Annotated in this window: 18 protein-coding genes and 1 pseudogene; 17 read left to right on the top strand and 2 right to left on the bottom strand. The window is 45.8% G+C overall.

What is annotated here, in order from left to right:
* From FY534_RS10965 to FY534_RS10925, 9 genes are all read left to right on the top strand, one after another.
* Complete coding sequence (locus tag FY534_RS10965; protein ID WP_203114567.1) at positions 1-366, top strand: phenylacetic acid degradation protein; 366 nt, start codon at positions 1-3, stop codon at positions 364-366.
* Positions 363-1,154 carry a 1,2-phenylacetyl-CoA epoxidase subunit PaaC gene (gene paaC, locus FY534_RS10960; RefSeq protein WP_203114566.1) on the top strand — a complete coding sequence of 264 codons (792 nt, stop codon included), beginning with the start codon at positions 363-365 and terminating at the stop codon, positions 1,152-1,154. Before FY534_RS10965 ends, paaC begins: the two co-directional genes overlap by 4 nt.
* A 29-nt stretch (positions 1,155-1,183) precedes the next feature.
* Positions 1,184-1,654, top strand: a complete 471-nt coding sequence (gene paaD / locus FY534_RS10955) for a 1,2-phenylacetyl-CoA epoxidase subunit PaaD (protein WP_203114565.1) — start codon at positions 1,184-1,186, stop codon at positions 1,652-1,654.
* A gap of 36 nt (positions 1,655-1,690) precedes the next feature.
* The gene (locus FY534_RS10950; RefSeq protein WP_203114564.1) at positions 1,691-3,007 is read left to right on the top strand and encodes a phenylacetate--CoA ligase family protein; all 1,317 of its coding nucleotides are present in this window, start codon (positions 1,691-1,693) and stop codon (positions 3,005-3,007) included.
* Positions 3,008-3,094: 87 nt separating this feature from the next.
* Positions 3,095-3,403 carry an EthD family reductase gene (locus tag FY534_RS10945; RefSeq protein WP_072872784.1) on the top strand — a complete coding sequence of 103 codons (309 nt, stop codon included), beginning with the start codon at positions 3,095-3,097 and terminating at the stop codon, positions 3,401-3,403.
* Positions 3,404-3,406: 3 nt separating this feature from the next.
* Positions 3,407-4,180 (top strand): enoyl-CoA hydratase-related protein, encoded by a 774-nt coding sequence (locus FY534_RS10940; RefSeq protein WP_072872785.1) that lies wholly within the window; start codon positions 3,407-3,409, stop codon positions 4,178-4,180.
* A 54-nt stretch (positions 4,181-4,234) separates the two neighbouring features.
* Positions 4,235-5,020: an enoyl-CoA hydratase-related protein gene (locus FY534_RS10935; RefSeq protein WP_203114563.1), complete on the top strand. Its 786-nt coding sequence runs from the start codon at positions 4,235-4,237 to the stop codon at positions 5,018-5,020.
* A gap of 32 nt (positions 5,021-5,052) precedes the next feature.
* A complete protein-coding gene (locus FY534_RS10930; RefSeq protein WP_072872787.1) occupies positions 5,053-5,463 on the top strand; it encodes a thioesterase family protein in 411 nt (136 codons plus the stop codon).
* A gap of 77 nt (positions 5,464-5,540) precedes the next feature.
* The gene (locus FY534_RS10925) at positions 5,541-6,968 is read left to right on the top strand and encodes an NAD-dependent succinate-semialdehyde dehydrogenase (RefSeq protein ID WP_203115606.1); all 1,428 of its coding nucleotides are present in this window, start codon (positions 5,541-5,543) and stop codon (positions 6,966-6,968) included.
* Positions 6,969-7,092: 124 nt separating this feature from the next.
* Here the strand turns inward: FY534_RS10925 and acs are convergent, their stop codons facing one another.
* A complete protein-coding gene (acs, locus tag FY534_RS10920; protein ID WP_203114562.1) occupies positions 7,093-9,048 on the bottom strand; it encodes an acetate--CoA ligase in 1,956 nt (651 codons plus the stop codon).
* 264 nt (positions 9,049-9,312) lie between these two features.
* Between acs and FY534_RS10915 the strand changes: the two genes are divergently transcribed.
* Positions 9,313-9,900, top strand: coding sequence for an RNA polymerase sigma factor (locus FY534_RS10915; protein WP_238413519.1), 588 nt, complete (start codon positions 9,313-9,315; stop codon positions 9,898-9,900).
* Entirely contained in the window at positions 9,881-10,654 is a 774-nt protein-coding gene (locus FY534_RS10910) for an anti-sigma factor domain-containing protein (RefSeq protein WP_203114560.1), read from the top strand. The genes FY534_RS10915 and FY534_RS10910 overlap by 20 nt, the downstream gene beginning before the upstream one ends.
* Before the next feature lie 121 nt (positions 10,655-10,775).
* Here FY534_RS10910 and FY534_RS10905 read toward each other — a convergent pair whose 3' ends face one another.
* On the bottom strand, positions 10,776-12,326 hold the full coding sequence (locus tag FY534_RS10905) for an NHL repeat-containing protein (RefSeq protein WP_203114559.1): 1,551 nt from the start codon (positions 12,324-12,326) through the stop codon (positions 10,776-10,778).
* Between the two features lie 187 nt (positions 12,327-12,513).
* Between FY534_RS10905 and FY534_RS10900 the strand changes: the two genes are divergently transcribed.
* The 6 genes and pseudogenes from FY534_RS10900 (at position 12,514) to FY534_RS10875 (ending at position 19,496) form a co-directional block, all read left to right on the top strand.
* Positions 12,514-13,011, top strand: coding sequence for a hypothetical protein (locus tag FY534_RS10900; protein ID WP_238413518.1), 498 nt, complete (start codon positions 12,514-12,516; stop codon positions 13,009-13,011).
* Between the two features lie 18 nt (positions 13,012-13,029).
* On the top strand, positions 13,030-13,476 hold the full coding sequence (locus FY534_RS14870; RefSeq protein ID WP_203114557.1) for a LysR family transcriptional regulator: 447 nt from the start codon (positions 13,030-13,032) through the stop codon (positions 13,474-13,476).
* 11 nt (positions 13,477-13,487) lie between these two features.
* A pseudogene (locus FY534_RS14865) lies at positions 13,488-13,955 on the top strand (LysR substrate-binding domain-containing protein); the annotation flags it as partial.
* Positions 13,952-14,455, top strand: a complete 504-nt coding sequence (locus FY534_RS10885) for a hypothetical protein (protein ID WP_203114555.1) — start codon at positions 13,952-13,954, stop codon at positions 14,453-14,455. The pseudogene FY534_RS14865 and the gene FY534_RS10885, both read left to right, overlap by 4 nt.
* A 423-nt stretch (positions 14,456-14,878) precedes the next feature.
* The gene (locus FY534_RS10880) at positions 14,879-16,438 is read left to right on the top strand and encodes a 4Fe-4S dicluster domain-containing protein (protein WP_083573991.1); all 1,560 of its coding nucleotides are present in this window, start codon (positions 14,879-14,881) and stop codon (positions 16,436-16,438) included.
* 67 nt (positions 16,439-16,505) lie between these two features.
* On the top strand, positions 16,506-19,496 hold the full coding sequence (locus FY534_RS10875) for a molybdopterin-dependent oxidoreductase (protein ID WP_203114554.1): 2,991 nt from the start codon (positions 16,506-16,508) through the stop codon (positions 19,494-19,496).
* Positions 19,497-19,622: the final 126 nt, after the last annotated feature.

The raw sequence follows: 19,622 nt of genomic DNA, 5'->3' as shown, positions 1-19,622 counted from the left end.
ATGAGCAACACTTCATACAATGAGTCTGCACCCGTTACTGGCGAACAAATCTATGAAGTGTTTGTGCAATCCAATCATCAAGAGGCGCATCAACACGTAGGCAGCTTACTTGCACCAGATGACACTATGGCCATGCTCCTGGCAAGAGAAAATTTTCTGCGGCGTGACAAGGCAGTCAGTCTCTGGGTTGTACCGCGATCGGCCTTTATCGTAAAAGACTCCGAGAATGGGGCTTTTTTAAAGCGCGAATTTGACCGCAGTTATCGGGAGGTTCGCGGTTATGCCGATAATGCTGCGCGTTGGAAAGCGTTTAAAGCGAAAGCGCTGACACTTGAAGAAGTTATAGAGGATGTGCGTACACCATGAAGGATTCTGCAACGGCAGAAATCTCTCTTGAACGATTACCCAAAGAGCAGAGAGAGGCTTGGCAAACCGTTTTGTTGATACTCGCCGATGATGAATTGGCGGCTGGACATAGGGCATCGGAGTGGCTTGGTTTGGCGCCGAGTGTTGAAGAGGATATCGCCTTTGCTTCGATTGCTCAAGACGAATTGGGGCATGCGCGCTTTTATTATCAATGGCTTGCTCGACTCGAAAATACGGATGTGGATGCGTTTGTCTTTAGACGCCCTTCAGCAGACTGGCGCAATGCAGTATTCTTGGAACGAGTGCGAGGGGATTTTGCAGAAGCGATGTTGCGTGTATGGCTTTATGACGAGTGGGATGCCATCCGTTTGAAAGCGCTCGCATCATGCTCGTTTGCACCGTTGGCTGTAGGTGCAAAGAAGATGCTTCGTGAGGAAGAGTACCATCTTGAGCACGCGCGAGCCTGGATGAAGCGTCTAGCCAGTGGTGGTGAAGCGCGCGTCCGACTGACTACCGCTTTGGCTCATAGTTTCCCTGCTTTAGCCGATCTCGCTGATTTTGGATCGGCAAACTTCGTTTTACCAGAGTTACTGGGTGTGGATATTCATTCATTGCGGGATGAATGGAAAAAAGAGGTTGCTGAACGGCTGGAAGCGTTGCGGTTGGTTTGTCCAGCATGGCCCGAACCTCAATCCGGCGGTCGCATGGGGCGACATACAGAAGATATGCAAGAGCTGCTCAGTACCATGACAGAAGTTTCTCGTTGGCTTCCAGAAGTGTCCTGGTAACCAGTCCAACCGGAAAGGAGGCTTCGGATGTGGATGCAGTGCTTGGTAACAATCATTCACAAGCTGTGTGGAAACATTTAGAAAATATTGCCGATCCGGAATTGCCAGCCGTCAGTCTGGTCGATCTTGGTATCGTCCATCGTGTGGAGACGGAAGAGAATCGCGTGAAAGTTGAATTGCTGCCTACCTTTATCGGATGTCCGGCTCTTTCTGTGATAGCAGATGTCGTCGCTAGAGAGCTTCGTTCTCTGGATGGCGTAGAATCTGTTGATGTTCAATTTGTATATGACACCCTTTGGACGTCAGAACGCTTAACTGAGCGCGGAAAGCTGGCACTGAAGCGGTATGGCATTGCCCCGCCAAGTTTAGCGCAACCCGTTTGTCCCTACTGCGATTCTGTGGAGACAGAATTGACGAGTCGATTTGGACCAGCTCCTTGCCGAATGGTGGCTTACTGTCACCATTGTCAGCAGCCGTTTGAAGTTTTTAAAACACTCTGACTGAAGACGAAATTTCTATTTGGGGAGTGGGTCACCATGTTTGAGCCGCAAGTGGAAAGCATGAGTCGGGACGAGTTAGCGGATTTGCAAAGTCGACGTCTGCGTCAGCTAGTGCAACGCGCTTATGAAAAAGTGCCCTTTTATCGTCGGAAAATGGAGAGTCGCGGTTTAGTCCCACAAGATATTCGTTCCATTGCTGATATTCGCTACTTACCCACTTTGCAAAAATCAGACATGCGCGAACAATATCCATTTGGACTTTTTTCTGCTGAACGGGAAGAAATCGCTCGTTTTCACGCTTCTTCTGGAACCAAAGGCAAACCTACGCTGGTGGGATACACGGCTCATGATTTGCAGGTTTTTGCCAATCTCTTGGCGCGTTCGCTCGTAACAGCTGGAGCGACGCCGCAGGACACCATTCATGTGGCTTATGGCTATGGGCTTTTTACAGGCGGTCTTGGTTTTCATGCTGGTGTAGAACATCTTGGGGCTACCGTTGTGCCTGCTTCGAGCGGTCAAACTGTCAGGCAAGTGACGCTGATGCAAGATTTGCGTCCACAGGGAATTTGTTGTACACCGTCGTATGCCATGACATTGGCGGATGTGATGCTCCAACACTCCATACAACCCAAGAGTCTTGGGATTCGCTATGGTATTTTTGGCGCCGAGCCTTGGTCCGAGTCTATGCGTAAGCAGATTGAGGATATCTATGGATTGACAGCTTGCGATGTGTATGGTTTGTCTGAATTGATGGGACCGGGAGTAGCCATAGAATGTTTTGAAGAGCAGAACGGTTTGCATTTGGCAGAAGACCATTTTTACGCGGAAATTTGTCATCCAGATACGGGCGATCCCGTTCCTGAGGGTGAATATGGGGAACTGGTACTGACCGCTCTGAGCAAGGAAGCGATGGCCATTATTCGCTATCGAACAGGAGACATCACTCGTTTGAAGAGTGAGCCGTGTTCGTGCGGTCGAACACACAGGCGAATGGAGAGGCTGCTTGGACGGCGCGATGATATGTTGGTTGTACGCGGAGTCAACGTCTATCCATCAGAAATTGAGCGAGTGATTCTTCAGTGCCCTGAGCTTTCCGCTCATTATCAGATCCGTCGTGTGTATCAAGGCCATTTGGAGCAACTTGAAGTTCATGTAGAGGTGGCTGATTCGAGTGCTGCCACTGTTGAATTAGCCGCGGCTGCATCCTTCAATTCAGATGCTTTCTCTCGCCAGGTGGCAGAGAAGCTTTACAATACGCTGGGGATTAAAGTCGAAGTGAAAATCTGCCCTCCGGGTACATTGCCGCGCAGTGAGGGGAAAGCCGTACGATTGGTGGAAGAACGTCACTCATAAACCTATCTATGAATGATGATGCAGTGATAGGTTAGCAAGCTATGAATTTTGAAAACCGGGCCAAGCCCACGAAAGCGAGGAAAAACCATGGCCAAATTAATTGCCATTTATCGTCAACCTGAAGATGTAAAAGCTTTTGAGGATCACTATCAAAACATACATGCACCGCTTGCCATGAAAATGCCTGGGTTAGAAAAGATTGAGGTGACACGGATTGAAAGTGACGCAATGGGTCAACCAAGTGAATACTATCTTTTAGCCGAAATGTATTTTAAGAGTCAAGCTGAGTTGCAGTCTGCTATGCGCTCTCCAGAGGGAAAAGCGGCAGCCAAAGATCTGATGGGATTTGCCGGGAAAATTGTTCAAATGGTGATTGGCGAGACGGTCGAGGTGTAAACTATGCAATCGTTTACAAAGGTATCCTTCCCGCATGATGGTGTAGCACTGCTGTCCATCGGCACCGAAGATGGGCTGAATCCTCTTTCCATTGCGGGTATTAAAGAAATTGTGGATTGCTTAGATCGCTTGTCGGAACAGCCGGAAGTCCGGGTTGTGGTACTGACAGGCGGGGAACGTGCACTGGCTGCAGGCGCTGATATTTCAGAAATGGAAAACCTCAGTTTGATGGAAATGAAATTGAAAAATCAATTTCGCGATTGGGATCGGATGGCTTGGTTTCCTAAACCACTTTTAGCAGCCGTGCGTGGCTATGCTTTGGGTGGCGGGTTTGAGCTGGCGCTGCTCTGTGACATGATTTTTGCCGATCCTAAAGCGACGTTTGGATTTCCGGAATGCAAACTTGGCCTTATGCCTGGTGCAGGCGGAACACAACGCTTAGCCCGTAAAATCGGCGCTGGAAAAGCGCTTTCTCTGCTTTGGACAGGAGATTCTGTCAAAGCAGAAGAAGGTTTTCAACTCGGTTTTGTCGATCGTGTGGCACAAGAAGGGGAATGCCTGAACGAGACGATAGATTTTGCTAAACGTCTGGCCCAGGGGGCGCCGCTTGCGATTCGAGCCATTAAGGAAGCTGTATGGCATGGTCTCGATATCCCTTTGCTGGCGGGCATGGAAATGGAACGCAACCTGTTTTATCAACTATTTTCCAGCGAAGATAGCCGCGAAGGAATGTCAGCTTTTCGCGAGAAACGTGCGCCGCGCTTTACTGGCCGTTGACCGTTAACGTCTGTCCGTCTCGCCACGCTTCATTCAGAGAATGGGGGAAGAAGGATGGCTGAACACCAGAATGTTCTTTTTGAAATATCCCAGGGCGTGGCTACCATCACGCTAAACCGGCCTGAGAAATTGAACGCTCTGACCATGGACATGCTGCATCAACTCGCTCTTCTCATCGCTAAGTGTGCAGAACACGATGATGTTCGCGCGGTCATACTGACAGGAGTTGGACGTGGATTCTCTGCTGGTCAAGATTTAGCTGCGGTACAGGGAAATCAGCCCGTGAATTTTGAACAAGTCGTTCGTGAGGGATACAACCCGGTAGTGCAAGGCATTGCTGCTTGTCCCAAGCCAGTCATTGCTGCTGTCAATGGCGTTGCAGCAGGTGCAGGTGCGAATCTAGCTCTCGCTTGTGACTTGTTGGTGGCTGCAGAGTCGGCTGTCTTTATTCAAGCCTTTACTGCAATTGGGTTGATGCCGGATTCCGGAGGCACCTGGTTTTTGCCAAGAATATTTGGTCTGCATAAAGCCAAGGAACTCGCCTTTCTCGGTGAACGTCTGACTGCAGCAGAAGCTAAGCAATGGGGAATGGTAGCGCGTATCTTTACCCATGAGAATTTTGCTGCGGAATCTTTTCAATTTGCCCATCAGATAGCTACTTTACCAACAGCAGCTCTGGCCATGACCAAAGCTGCCATGCATCAGGCACTCTCTTTACCGCTTGCTGAGGCGCTTGATGCAGAGGCCAAGTGGCAGGGAAAGGCAGGTCTTACGACCGATCACGCTGAAGGAGTTGCGGCATTTCTGGAAAAACGCAAACCGCATTTTCAAGGAAAATAAAGCGCCGCACGCATGGGGAGAGGAGGAGCGAAATGAAGTCTGGACTCTACGTAGGCTATCAAGAAACGCTTGAATTTGATGTGACGGAGGACATGTGTCCTGAGTTTGGCGGTCAACGTGTCCATGCTACACTCTCCACCGTTTCTCTTGTCTATTATATGGAATGGGTGGCAAGACGAGTTATCTTACCTTTTCTGGAACCCCATGAAGAAGGAATAGGTGCGGCTGTGGAAGTCCGTCATGCGGCGCCAGCTCCGGTAGGTACGCGTGTACGGCTTCTTGCCGAAGTAACGGAATGTAGTCAGAGTAAAGTCATCTGCAAGGTTAGCGCAGAGCACAAATTGGCTCAGGTAGGATACGGTTCGGTTGTACAAGCTATTTTACCTCGCGAAAAAATTTTGGAGCGAATTGATGCAATGCGAATTTGCTCGGAATCGCATTGACTGAGGCTTTGCAAATCGACGGGTAAGGTGAATGATGAATCGGAATAAAGGAGCGATTGGCTTTGGAAATTGGCAAAATGTATATCAATGGTGAATGGATAGCGGCTGTAGACGCTGGCACTTGGAAAGTTCATAATCCAGCAACCGGAGAATTGGTGGGTGAGGTAGCGTTTGGTGGCGGTGTTGAAGCGAATCAGGCCATTGCTGCTGCACATGCAGCGTTTCCTGCGTGGTCTGGTCTGACACCTAGAGAACGTGCCAAATATCTGCTTAAATTGCACGATTTAGTGCGTGCCAATCGGGATGATTTGGCTGAACGCATCTCGGCGGAGATGGGTAAACCGTTGCGTGAGGCTAAAGGGGAAGTACTCGGGGCTGCGGACAATTTTCTTTGGTATGCCGAAGAAGCGAAACGAGTTTATGGAGAAACCATACCAAGTTCCGTCCCAGGTAAACGTCTTTTTGTCCTGCGTCAACCAGTGGGGGTTGTCGCCGCTATCACCCCTTGGAATTTTCCTGTCAATATGGTGGCGCGGAAACTGGCTCCAGCGCTTGCTGCTGGTTGTACAGTAATCCTTAAACCTGCTGAATCTACGCCTCTTTCTGCGATTCGCTTGTTTGAGTTAATGGAAGAAGCCGGTTTTCCAGCTGGTGTGGCTAATCTTGTCATTGGCAATCCGGCAGCCATTGGAGAAGCTTTCTTGGCAAGTGAGCATGTGCGCAAGATTGCCTTTACCGGATCGACCCGTGTGGGCAAATTATTGATGTCTGGCGCAGCGCGCACTGTTAAACGGGTCAGTCTTGAACTAGGTGGGCATGCACCTGTGCTGGTCTTCGCCGATGCGAATCTCGATCAAGCGGTTCATGGGGTTTTTGAAAGCAAGTATCGCACTTCTGGACAGCAGTGCATCTGTGCCAATCGCCTGTACGTAGAAGACAGTATACATGATGCTTTTGTAGAAAAACTGAAAGAGCGAATTCTTGCCGCTAAAGTTGGAGATGGCCGCGAAAAGGGAGTAGAGATTGGTCCGCTCGTCAATGCTGCTGCGGTAGAGAAAGTGATGCAGCATGTGGACGACGCAGTGAGCAAAGGAGCCAAAGCCGTTGTTGGCGGTCACCGTTTGACCGAAGGAACCTATAGCCAGGGACATTTTATGGCACCGACACTTTTGACGGATGTGGATGAGACCATGCTCGTCTGCCAGCAAGAGACGTTTGGACCTGTTTTGCCCGTTCTTCGCTTTCAGACAGAAGATGAAGCGATAGAGCGTGCGAATCATACCAACTACGGTTTGGCGGCTTATGTTTATACTAACAATCTCAGTCGCGCTTTGCGTGTATCGGAGAAATTGGAGTATGGCATGGTGGGCGTCAATGATGGAGAATTTACACAAACGCAGGCACCGTTTGGCGGTTTTAAAGAGAGTGGTTTGGGAAGAGAAGGCGGACATCATGCTATGGATGAATTTTTGGAAGTCAAAATGGTCTCCATTGCGCTTGATTAAACCTGTATATTGTAACTCTGAGCATAGAGTGGCCGCTCATTTTTCATCTTGGGTTTAGATACCTGATCCAACCGGCATGCTGAGCACGATTTCGCTGGCATGCCGGTTGTTATGTTGATGAATTTTACAATGGGCGTTGCATCTGTTCGAGCAAAGTTTCAAGCACGTCGACGTCTTCTAATCCTGTAACATCGCCTTTCATATCACCGGTTTGGAGAATTTCACGCAGCATGCGGCGGATAATTTTGCCCGATCTCGTTTTTGGCATGACATCTACAAACAATATTTGGGATGGACGCGCAAAAGCACCAATGTCTTGTACAATCTTTTCTTTCAATTCATCTGCGATGTTTTCCGATACTGAATAGGTTTTGTCGAGTGTCACAAAGGCAACAGGCACCATGCCCTTGAGTGAATCAGGTTCTCCTACTACAGCTGCCTCCACCACGGCGGGATGTTGAATCAAGGCGCTCTCCATTTCCATGGTGCTGATTCGATGGCCTGACACATTAATCACGTCATCTACTCTGCCGAGTACCCAGTAGTGACCGAATGAGTCACGGATAGCGCTGTCTCCAGTGAAATAAGCGCCCGGCAATTGTGAAAAGTAAGATTGCAAGTATCTATGGCGATCGCCAAAAATATCGCGCGCCAATGTTGGAAAAATGCTGCGAATGACCAAAAAACCAGGAGTATTGTCCGGCAAGGAGCATCCATTTTGGTCAACAATGTCCAGATGGTGTCCAAAGAAAGGTACACCGCAGGATCCAGGACGCATGGCAACCGCACCCGGTAGCGAAGCAAGAGGCGTACCACCTGTCTCTGTCTGTCCCCACGTGTTGTTGATGACTGTTTGACCTTGGCCAAATACGCGCCGCAGAAAATGCCAAGCCTCCGGATTGAGAGGTTCGCCTACGGAAGCAAGCAATTGGACGTGATCAAGCTGATAGGATTTGGCAAGATCTTCACCGTGTTTCATCAGCATGCGGTAAGCAGTAGGTGCGGAAAAAAGTTTGTTGACCTGATAGCGTTCTATCATTTCGTAGAGTCGACCAGGATACGGATAATCCAGTGCGCCTTCATAAAGCAATGTCGTTGCGCCCATGGCCAAGCCGCCTACGAGTACAAAGATGTGAGATGTTAACCAGCCAATGTCAGCCGTATTCCAGTAGATATCTTGTGGTTGCAAGTCTAACTGATATTTGCTGTAAGCATACGTTCCCAACAAGAAACCGCCACCTGCGTGCACAATACCTTTCGGTTTGCCGCTTGTGCCACTGGTAAAGATTAATAATCCTGGAGCATTGGCTTCCATAGGTGTGACAGGGCAGTCAGGACTGGAACCTTTCATCAACTCTTCATAATCAAGATCTCGACCTGTGGTCATTGGAGTAGCTAAGTTTTGTATACGGCGAAAAACAATCACGTGCTCGACGCTGTCCACTCCTTGTAAGGCAAGATCGACAGTGTCCTTAAGAGGCAGAACTTTTCCACGTCGATAACTGGCATTAGAGCAGATTACCAATTTTGCCTTCGATGCGACAATTCGTTCGCGCAGTGCTTCGGCTGAAAATCCTGCAAACACTGTATTGTAGACAACGCCTATACGCAGACAGGCGAGAAGGACAACATAAGTCTCTAACAAATTTTGCATGTATACGCTTACAACATCGCCGGGTTGAAGTCCTAGAGAGCGAAGGACATTGGCGAATTTTGAAACTTGTTGCTGCAGCATAGCGTAGGTCAAAAAATCTTTGTCGCCCGGTTCTCCTTCCCAAAAAAGTGCAACCTTATTTCGAAATGCAGGATTTTCGGCATGACGATCGACACAGTTGTCGCAGACATTGAGAAGACTTTCAGGAAAAAAGGAAAAATCGGGCATACTTCCGCTCCATACCGTACTTTTTCGATCCAAAAAACGCAATTCATCTGCAATGCGATTCCAAAATTGTTCGGGGTGTTCAATCGATTCTTGGTAGAGTTGCAAATATTCCTGCATGTTTTGTATGTAAGACGAATTACGATATTTGTCAGATGGATGATAATGTTCGTCAGATGCTAAAAAAACTGGTATTTCCATTCCATTCCCTCCTCTTAATTCAGATATATTCAAAAATTCGTAGAGTTAATATGAAAATCCTTGTTTGATAGGTGAGATCATTCTGAAAAAATCTTCAGCAGAAAACCAGTACAGTATTTCTAACGTATAATTCATAGAACCATTTCATGCATGTTTTCAAGGGATACAGTGATTTCCGTCCCGGCTGATGGATGGCAGAAAAGAATGCTGAATCGTGTCGTATAATAGACGCATTGGGCTATCCATCGGGGAGTGAACGGGACTGTGGATTTGAATGAAGATGCTTTATTATTTCAGTCGCTTCAACATGGAGATAAGACTGCGTTTGAACGACTATATCATCAATATAGTTCATTGGTATATACGTTTGCTCTCAGGTGCTGTGGTAACCCCGATTTAGCCAGTGAGATAACTCAGGATGTTTTTCTCAGATTATGGAGAACCAAGGCTGTCTATCAACCAGAACTTAGTCGCTTTTCTACTTGGTTACTGACGATGACTCGCCATATCTGTTATGACAAACTGAGAAGCCCGTCACAGCAGGTTCAGAAAAAATCCGTTTCATTGGAATCGGATACGAATCGAGAGATGTTAAGGAACGGATCGACTCATGAATTAGAAAAGAGCTGGTTTCGTAAAGATATGGAAGATGCGCTGTCAGAATTGCGTCCCGAAGAACGAACCATTATTCAATTAGCTTACTTTCAAGGATATACACTGAATGAAATCTCACAACAACTCCATTTACCGATTGGTACGGTAAAAACCAGATTGCATAAAACTTTACGGCGTTTGAGATTGTACATGCGCGGTTGGGAAGGAGGCATAGATGATGAGCGGGCAAACGTGTGAATCCATGGATTGGCTTGCTTATTTATCGAATCAATTGTCTCCTGAAGAACACAGTCGAATGCAGGAGCATCTTCACTCTTGTACGGCTTGTCAAGCTGAATTGAAAGATATAGAACAACTGTTTGACCATTTATCCATCCATCTAGAGTTGATAGACCCCCCCGTTAGTCTTAAAGAGCGAGTGATGTCTTCGATTCAAGCAGAGAGTATAGAGGAGGTTGAAAACTACAAGCAAGAACGAGAAGCAAAAGGGCAACCTTTTTCACGACTTGAATCCTTTCATCCGGGTTATCAAAGGCGTCGACCCTTTTGGATAGGGCTTGGTTATGCTATTTTGTTCTTTCTTTGCGGAGGTTTGGGCCTGCAACTCAATCATGAACACAAACTACTTACACAGTTGCAACAGCAAATGCAAGATACTCCTGCGATGTTATCCATGCATGCAACGTCGTATGATAAGGAGGGACAAGGTGAGGTCATTCTCATACCGAAAGGGAATTCTCTGCGCGTCATTGTCGTTGTTAACCATTTAAAACCAACCGTAGGCAGTCAAGTTTACCACATCTGGTTTTGGCATCATGGTACACGAAGCAGTGCAGGTGTGATGACAGTCAATGCAGAAGGGAAAGGAACGTTTGTTCAAACGTTTCCTATTTCCTTTCATGAAATCGATGGAATTGGGATTACTTTGGAACCTAATCCAAATACAACTCATCCTGTTGGCCCTAAAGTTTTAGGAGTGTCACATGTCTAAAGATGAGACGTGTCCATGAAGCTGTTGCGTGTGAGATTAGACTCGTGAAGTCAAAATAAAGGGGCTTTCCTTCCAGTCACTTAGAATGACTGTTGGAAAAGCCCCTTAACGATTTGTCATTTTAATGACTCATTGATAAGTTTAAACTGTCATTGGACAATTGCAGGGATATTCCCGTATTCTCCAGTACGGATGTTAAGTCAGACAGACAAACGTATGTCGTAGGTTTTCCAGTATACGGATCGCTCTCAACCATTTTGCGAACAATCCCTGCATACGTACCATTCACCATCAGAGTAGCGCTTGTCAGTGGATCGCCCAATGAGCTGGGAATATCTTTGGACATCATCGATGACATCTGACTTGAAGTAGAAATGTTCAATGTCGATCCGTTCCAAGTGGAAGAAAAATTCATGGCATGAAGAGCTTGCTGCAAGTAATAAACAGGTACATACCATTCACTTTTTCCCATATCCATGGCTTGCGTTTGATAAACATAAGGAGTTTCAACCGTTTGCTGATTCACTTGCATCATCATTTGCATTTTACCTGTGATTTGTATCGAAGGTTGATAGTCCAATTCGTTTACCGTGTTGCTGTTGTCGTCCGTATAATAGACTACCAAATTTCCGCTTGCATCTTTACTCGCGGCAATGCCAAATAATGCTGATCCTGCACCAGTTTTAGGGTTCACTGGAGTTTTATCAAGTACCACTTTTGCCACAGGCTGTGCTTTACCGTTGGGCAGGATACGCAGTTGAATCAAATCGTTGTTTCCTTGATTCACCACTAACAAATCTCCATTCACAGGATCAATCGTCAGACCTGCTGGTTTATTCAAAAGTCCGTTTTGATAAACCAATTTACCCATCCCTTGATTCTTACTGGCTGTACCGTCCCATTGAAAAGCGCGTATAGAATTATCGGCTGTATCTGTGACATAGAGTGTATGAGTCATAGTATCATAGGCCATTCCCTGAGGGCCTTCAATATTGTTGGCACCCCAACCGCTTTTCGCCAAACCACTGCCGAGGACGATAAAGTGAGTCGTTGTTTGAAAATCAGGTGGTGAAAATCCAAACATGGCCACCACTGTGCCATTTTGAGCCCCGGTTGCAAAAAAGGCTGCTGGCACAGTACTTCCATTCGATGTTGTATAAGCAGGTGCAAAGGCCTGTCCCCATGGGCCTTTCAATACTGGGTTGGTTATCCAGCCTCCTTGACCAAAGGATGTACCATTTGGTTTTGTCACTTGTACATTTCCGTCTGTTCCATTTTGTCCAAAGTTAGCAATCCAGAGCGGGCCTTTGGGAGAAAAGGCCATAGCAGCAGGTCCATTGGCGTTTGTGACAAAAGGAACAGGTTTACCTGCTACAATCCGTTCAATCGTTGTACCGGCTCCATTGGTACCTGCTTTGTTGGAGAAGTTAGAAACAAAAATTTCTCCATAAGTTGTTGAACCTGGTCGATTATCTACGACAACTGCGTAGGGATTGTTGTCTCCATTTGTTGGGTCAACAGTGGAGGAAACCACAAAATTTTGATTGAGTTGATTGATATTTCCTACACCCATCATGGAAGAATTGGCTGCAAAGACGGTGGGTACGTTTAATACTGCTAGAGAAAATATAGAACCCCCAAGCGCAGCAGCTTTCCAATAATTTTTTTTCATTAAGAAATTCCTCACCTTTCTGTGTAATGATGTCTATCACAGTCTAATACGAGCAAATGTGGCAAGCGGTTTTTATTTTGAAAAAACTATTTAAAAATAAACCAGGTGAATTCTATTTCTTTCAGGCGTACAATCGTTGACAAAGTTATCGAATCGATTCAACTGATTGCCGATGGGGGAGAAAATGATGCAGTTTATACCGAAAGCTTTAGGGCAATCCAATGATTTGTTGACCTTCTGGGATCATTTACCGGAAATGGCGATTCTGTTGCCGCGTCCTCTACAGGTTGTATCAGAAATTCAGTGGGGAATTGGCGAATTAGACAGGCAGCCTTGTTTGATACTCTATCTGTTTGTGGGTGAAGATACGTTAGAATTGTTGCTTCCCCGCGAATTGCCGACGTCTCCACATGAGCAGGTGGATGTGTGGGAGCTACTCATATCTTGGAGGACTGACTGCGTAAAATTACGTTATGGAGAAAGTCCACTGCATGCGGAGCAAGAAGTCACTCTTTTTTTGCCAGCCTCCGAATCGGAAGCTCTTCTTTCACAATTATATCTCTTCGTTCAAAAATCATTGACATTGTCTTCTACAAAAGAACTCCCTCAAAGTTATCAAGACTGTCTAATAGCGTTGAAAGAAAGGATTGAAGAACACAGAGAGCAAAGCAGGGAATCGGTTTAAGGTCGGGAGAGACGATTGATGCACATAGAAAGTCATGAAGTGTTTTGTGCTGTGGTTGAGCATGGGAGCTTATCCCGTGCAGCGCATTTATTGCATATGACGCAGTCTACAGCAAGTCGTCATTTACAGGTGTTAGAAGAAGAATATGGAGGCTTGTTGTTTGAGCGAAGTGCTTCTGGATTGACACTGACATCGCTCGGACATGCCTTGTATCCCTTTAGCAGAGATATGTTGAGTTGTCATATGCGCGCTAAAGAAGAAATATTTCGTCTGCGCAGTCAAGGCGGGGGATTGTGCGTAGGAGCAACCTTGTCGATTGGCGAATATGTGCTTCCTGAACTTCTTGGTGAATTAAAAAAACAGTATCCTCTTACCGAAATTCGCATGCATATAGCCAATACAGCTGAAGTGTTGAGGCTTTTAATCCATCACAGTATTGATATTGGTATTGTCGAGGGCAGGTAAAATCTGCTTCCGATTTTCAAATTACTGAATGGATGGAGGACGATCTCGTTCTAGTTTGTCCACCTTTTCACCCGTTTGTTCATCAATCAGAAGTTACTTTGCAAGAAGTTTTACAAGAACCTCTTTTGTGTCGTGAAGAAGGTTCCGGTACGCGGCAAATTACAGAGCAAGCTCTTGATAAAGCAGGAGTTTTAGATCGAGTATCTTTTATGATGGAACTTGGCAGTACACAGGCGATTAAATCTGCGATTACTGCTGGCCTGGGTATTGCTTTTCTGTCAAGACTAGTGATTCGTGAGGATTGTTTGAACGGTACGTTGGTAGAAATCCCGGTCAGTGAGTTTCGCATTCATCGAAAACTATACATTGTGCAAAGACAAGAACGTTATGCGCGATACATGGTTGCCCATTTTTTATCGCTCTTATTAAAAGAAAGTTCCTCTTCCAAACACCGAGACGGACGGGAGTTGAAAACATGAACTGGATTCCTATGTTATCTATGACGGAGGGAATGGTTACGCCGAATACAGGTTTTATGGAGTTTAATTTGCAAATGCCAATGGGATATCGCGAATGGCGAGGTATGTTTACTGAATTGGGTGTAGAATCCACGTTATTTAATGGATACGCTCTTCAATACAAAGATGGTGGCAAAAAAATATCAGACACAGCTGTCCAACTGCATTTTTTTGAACACGGTTTGTATATTGCTCCACCCTTTGTTACAGAAGAATACTATTTTCACATTCCTATTCGGGAGTTAAAAATAGGAAAAGTTTATTTTGATCTTCCTAAAGAACAGAATTTGCTTTCCTTAGAAGGATATAAGCCGAAAAGAGAGCAACTGCAAGCAATTGACATCTGGTCATGTTTTTCGGAGGATATGGAAGAACAAATCATTTATTCATTTTTTTATGAGGTTCATATCCAAACCGATTCGCGAATCTATCATTTTGAACGTTTTCGTCTGCAACAGTAGCTATTCAACTGATAGTACGTGTGGTTGACATGAAGACAGCTTACCGAACTACAAAACTATTTGTGAAATACTCACCCTAAAGATATTCTGATGCCCGTCAATCGGTTACGAAGTATAGGAAGACGGATGCCCAATGTCGTTCGAATTTATAGGTGTCGATCACGTTCAATTAGCTGCCCATGAAGGTTGAGAAGTGGAAGCTTAAAAATTCTTCACGGAGTTGTTAGGTTAGGGGGAGATTCCAAAGCCAGAAAACCTTATGCACAGCCCGCGTGCTAGATTTGCATACGGGCAGGGTGAATGGCAATCGTGTGCTGGACAAAGATGCAGAACTCGATACCCGGTTGTAATTTTCGCATAACCTAGAGGCTCCTGACAGTGATACGCTTTGAGTATGCAGATTGTCAAAAGGAGGTCTTTAGGTTGAGCCAAATCATGGTCTCTTCTCCTTTACAAGAAGAAAAACCTATACGTTGGGGCAAAGTTATCAATCAGGAAACCTGCATCGGCTGCCATGCCTGTTCTGTAGCCTGCAAAATGGAACATGATGTGCCTCTCAGTGTCAACCGTACGTATGTCAAACAGGTTGAAGTCGGCGTTTATCCTCAAGTCTCCCGGGAATTTCAAATTACTCGCTGTAATCAATGCGACGATGCTCCCTGTGTACCCATTTGTCCAGTCACAGCGATGTTTAAACGTGATGACGGTATTGTTGATTTCGATCGCGATGTGTGTATTGGCTGCAAAGCGTGTATGGCTGCTTGTCCATACGATGCGATTTATATCAATCCTAACGTTCACAGCGCAGAAAAGTGCAATTTTTGTGCGCATCGGATCGACCAAGGGCTTGAACCGGCTTGTGTCATAGTATGTCCTGTGGAAGCGATTGTGGTTGGAGATCTCAATCAACCCGACAGTGAAGTTTTACAGCTTATCTCACGCCATAAAGCAGATGTCAGGAAACCCGAAAAAGGAACTAATCCTAAAGTTTTTTATGTTGGTGCAAGCGATTACACATTGAATCCTTCCAAAGCTCGCTACGAAACAATGAATATGTACGCTGAAGAGAGGACCGGTTATCCTGTCCATGATGAGCACCGTCAAAAAGGTAAACATAGCGTCGCCGCTGCTCGTTTGGCTTATGATGTTCCGCACCATTCACCATGGCATTGGGAAGTCTCTCTGTATACATGGACGAAATCAATTTCAGCAGGAGCTCTTATTATGCTGGCAATTTTTGCGCTCAGCGGTGTTTCATTAGATTCGACTATAGAGATGGTTGCTGCTGCAATTGGACTTGTATTTTTGGGTATTACAGGTATCCTGTTGATTTACGATTTGGAACACCCCTGGCGTTTTATCCGCATTTTTACACGCCCTCAATGGAAATCTTGGCTGGTTCGCGGTTCCTTCATCATTGCTGGGTACGGCATTGTTCTTCTGCTGCAATTCTTACTGAGCCTTTTCCATCAACAGCAACCAGAAATGTTTGTCGCTGTTGCCGGACTTCTTTTGGGTGCTTTTACAGCCATGTACACCGCATTTTTATTTGCTCAGGCTAAAGGACGCGATTTGTGGCAAAATCCCGCCCTGCCGTTACATCTTTTGTCTCAGGCAGTGTTGGCAGGAGCCGCGTCGTTTGCTATTGTCGGACTCTTTATCCCCATGTCTGGAAAAATGGAATTTATCATACAAACGACACTCATCGTCTCAGCTGGCGTACATTTAGCTTTGGTCTGCAGTGAAATGATGATTCCGCATACCATTGAGGATGCTAAACGAGCTGCTCATCAGATGATCTACGGTCGGTACAAATGGTTTTTCTGGACCGGGTTGTTAGCTGGGGGACTCGTTCCTTTTGTGCTTGGTTTCTTTATGCACAACCATACTTTAGAAATAGTAGGTTCAATTTTTGCTCTGCTGGGACTTTTTCCTTATGAACACGCTTACGTTCAAGCAGGTCAATCCATACCGTTAAGTTGACACCATTAAGTTGACACCATATCGATGCTATTTTCTCTATTTCATATTTTGTTTGGAGGTGTGGAATTTGGGTATTCAGGAGAAACATTTGGAAATGACCAAGGGCTTTGGTCATCTGCGCTCCCATCCTGAACCAGCTAAATGGGATGACTGGAAAGAATTAGATGCCAAAGCGTGGCCGAAAAGAGTGGAGCATCACTATGAACTCATTCCAACCGTTTGCTTCAATTGTGAAGCAGCTTGCGGTTTGTTGGCCTATATAGACAAAGAAACAGGAGAAGTCAAGAAATTGGAAGGCAATCCTCTGCATCCGGCTAGTCGTGGCAGAAATTGTGCTAAAGGCCCAGCAACGGTAAGTCAAATGACCAATCCGGAACGCATTCTGTATCCACTCAAACGTGTGGGCAAGCGTGGAGAAGGCCGATGGGAACGAACCACTTGGGATGAAGCCTTAGACGACATTGCCGCTCGCATTCGTAAAAGTATCTTAGCCGGAAAGCGGGATGAAATTACCTATCATGTAGGTAGACCGGGTGAAGACGAGTATACAGAAAGAGTTTTGAAAACATGGGGTATTGATGGGTTGTCCTCTCACACCAATGTGTGTTCTTCAGGAGGACGTGCAGGTTATGCTTTTTGGATGGGAATGGATCGGCCTTCGCCAGATTACACAAACGCCAAGTTTATCTTAATGATGAGTGCGCATTTAGAGTCCGGCCACTATTTTAATCCAAATGCGCAGCGTATTATAGAAGCTCAACAAAAAGGAACGAAAATCGCGGTTATTGATACCAGGCTCTCCAATACGGCCTCGAAAGCTGATTACTGGTTGTCACCGTGGCCGGGTACGGAAGCTGGCTTGCTTTTGACTCTTGCGAATGTGTTGATTCAAAGTGAGCGATTTAATCAAGAGTTTGTACGTCAATGGGTAAACTGGAGGGAATTTTTAGCGGATCGACAGTATTTGCAAGATTTGAAACAGAGGGGCTTTTTGGATACTGTCCCTACAGGACAAACATTTCGGGACTTTGTGAACGTTTTGAAATCGATTTATGCGAGTTATACTCCCGAATGGGCAGAAGAGGAATGTGGTGTTTCAGCCGATTTAATTCGAAGTGTGGCTGAAGAAATTGCCCGCGCAGGAACAGCGTTTTCAAGTAATATTTGGCGCAATGCGGCTGCAGGACATCGTGGAGGTTGGATGATTACTCGCAGTCTGATGTTTTTGAATGTCTTGATGGGCGCAGTTGGAGAACCTGGAAGTATGATTCCTAACACATGGGTCAAGTTTGTTCCTACACGTCATACGATGCCAGAGCCTATTAGAGTTTGGAATGAAAATCATTGGCCACGCGAATTTCCGCTCTCTTATTTTGAAATGAGTTTTTGTCTTCCACATATCCTCAAAAAACGAAAGAAACGTTTGGAAGTATATATTACTAAAGTTATGAATCCGGTTTGGACTTTTCCAGATGGCTTCCAATGGATTGAAATGTTTCAAGAGCCCGATCGCGTTGGTTGCCATGTGACCTTATCTCCGGTTTGGTCTGAAACCGCCCAATTTTCTGATTATATTCTGCCTGTTGGTCTGGCCACAGAGCGGCACGATTTGCATAGTTATGAGACGCACGCTGCACAATGGATAGGTTTTCGTCAACCTGTCTTGAGAGTTTCAAAAGAACGAAAAGGTAATTTTACAGGTGATACGAGAGACGCTAATCCAGGTGAGGTTTGGGAAGAAAATGAATTTTGGATTGAACTGTCGTGGAGAATCGACCCTGATGGAAGTTTGGGTATTCGCAAGTATCATGAGTCTCCATATCGTCCGGGACAAAAAATTACGGTGAATGAATATTATCAATGGATTTTTGAAAATGCTGTTCCAGGTTTACCAGAGGCAGCGGCGGCTGAAAATATGACACCGTTAGCCTACATGAAACGATATGGCGTTTTTGAAATTACAAAAGATGTGTACGGAGTTTACAAAAGACCAGTAGAAGAATCTGTTTTGCAGGATGCCGTTATTGTTCCAGAACCTTCTGAAGGACGGAACCTACAGGGTCAAGAGCCTGGTGTATGGGTGGATAAATTGCCACATTCCGCAAATCATGCTCCCTTGCCTGGACCGTTCAAGAATAAGGAAGGCAAAGTGAGAGCGGGTATTTTGGTAGACCAGCAAGCTGTGAAAGGCTGGCCAACGCCTTCAGGGAAATTGGAGTATTTCTCCACAACGCTCAGAGATTGGGGATGGCCAGAATACGCCATTCCGATTTATCCAAGAAATGAGCGAGAACGTCAATCCATGATTCATATTGTCAGTCAAGTGCATCATCAATCCATAGATCCAGCCAAAGGAGATTACATTTTATTGCCAACGTTCCGGTTGCCCATGTTGATTCACACTCGAACCAATGGTGCCAAGTGGCTGCATGAGATTGCCCATACCAATCCCGTGTGGGTTCATCCTGTAGATGCTGCTCGACTGGGTGTAAAAACAGGAGATGAAGTGCGTATTTCTACGGAAGTTGGCTCAATTGTAGATAAGGTTTGGGTTACAGAAGGTATCAAACCAGGCGTGATTGCTTGCTCCCATCATTTGGGCAGGTGGCGATTACATGAAGAGATAGGTAGTGATCGATGGAGTTCGTCACTGGTTAAAATTGAAAAAAATCAATCGGGTCAATGGACGATGAAACAAATTCATGGTCCGATTCCCTGGAAAAGTAAAGATCCTGATTCCGGACGAGTTTGGTGGACCGATGGGGGTGTGCATCAAAATATTATTTTCCCTCCTCAGCCCGATCCGATTAGCGGCATGATGTGTTGGCATCAGAGAATTCATGTAGAGAAAGTAGAAAATGGACGTCACTATGGAGAAATTGTAGCCGATCCTAAAAAGTCCTACGAAGTTTTTCAACGTTGGCTTGAGTTGACGCGGCCTGCGCCAGGACCAGGTGGACTCTACCGTCCCTATTGGATGCTTCGTGTTTTAAAGCCACATCCAGATGCTTATGTTGTTCCGGAGAGCGTTCCAGGAATGCGTGAAGTGAACCAATAATTGTATGGTCGCGGAGTTTTTGTTTCAGGAGCAGGGGAATAGCCGTCCCTTGCTCCTGAAACTGTTATCCAGATGTCTAGATGGGTTCTTTTCAGTGCAAGATTTACGACGCTTCATTGACAACCG

The sequence above is a fragment of the Alicyclobacillus sp. TC genome (assembly GCF_016804365.1).
Lineage (GTDB): Bacteria > Bacillota > Bacilli > Alicyclobacillales > Alicyclobacillaceae > Alicyclobacillus_I > Alicyclobacillus_I tolerans.
Note: the sequence above shows the minus strand (reverse complement) of the source record. Positions and strands in the feature narration are given on the sequence as shown.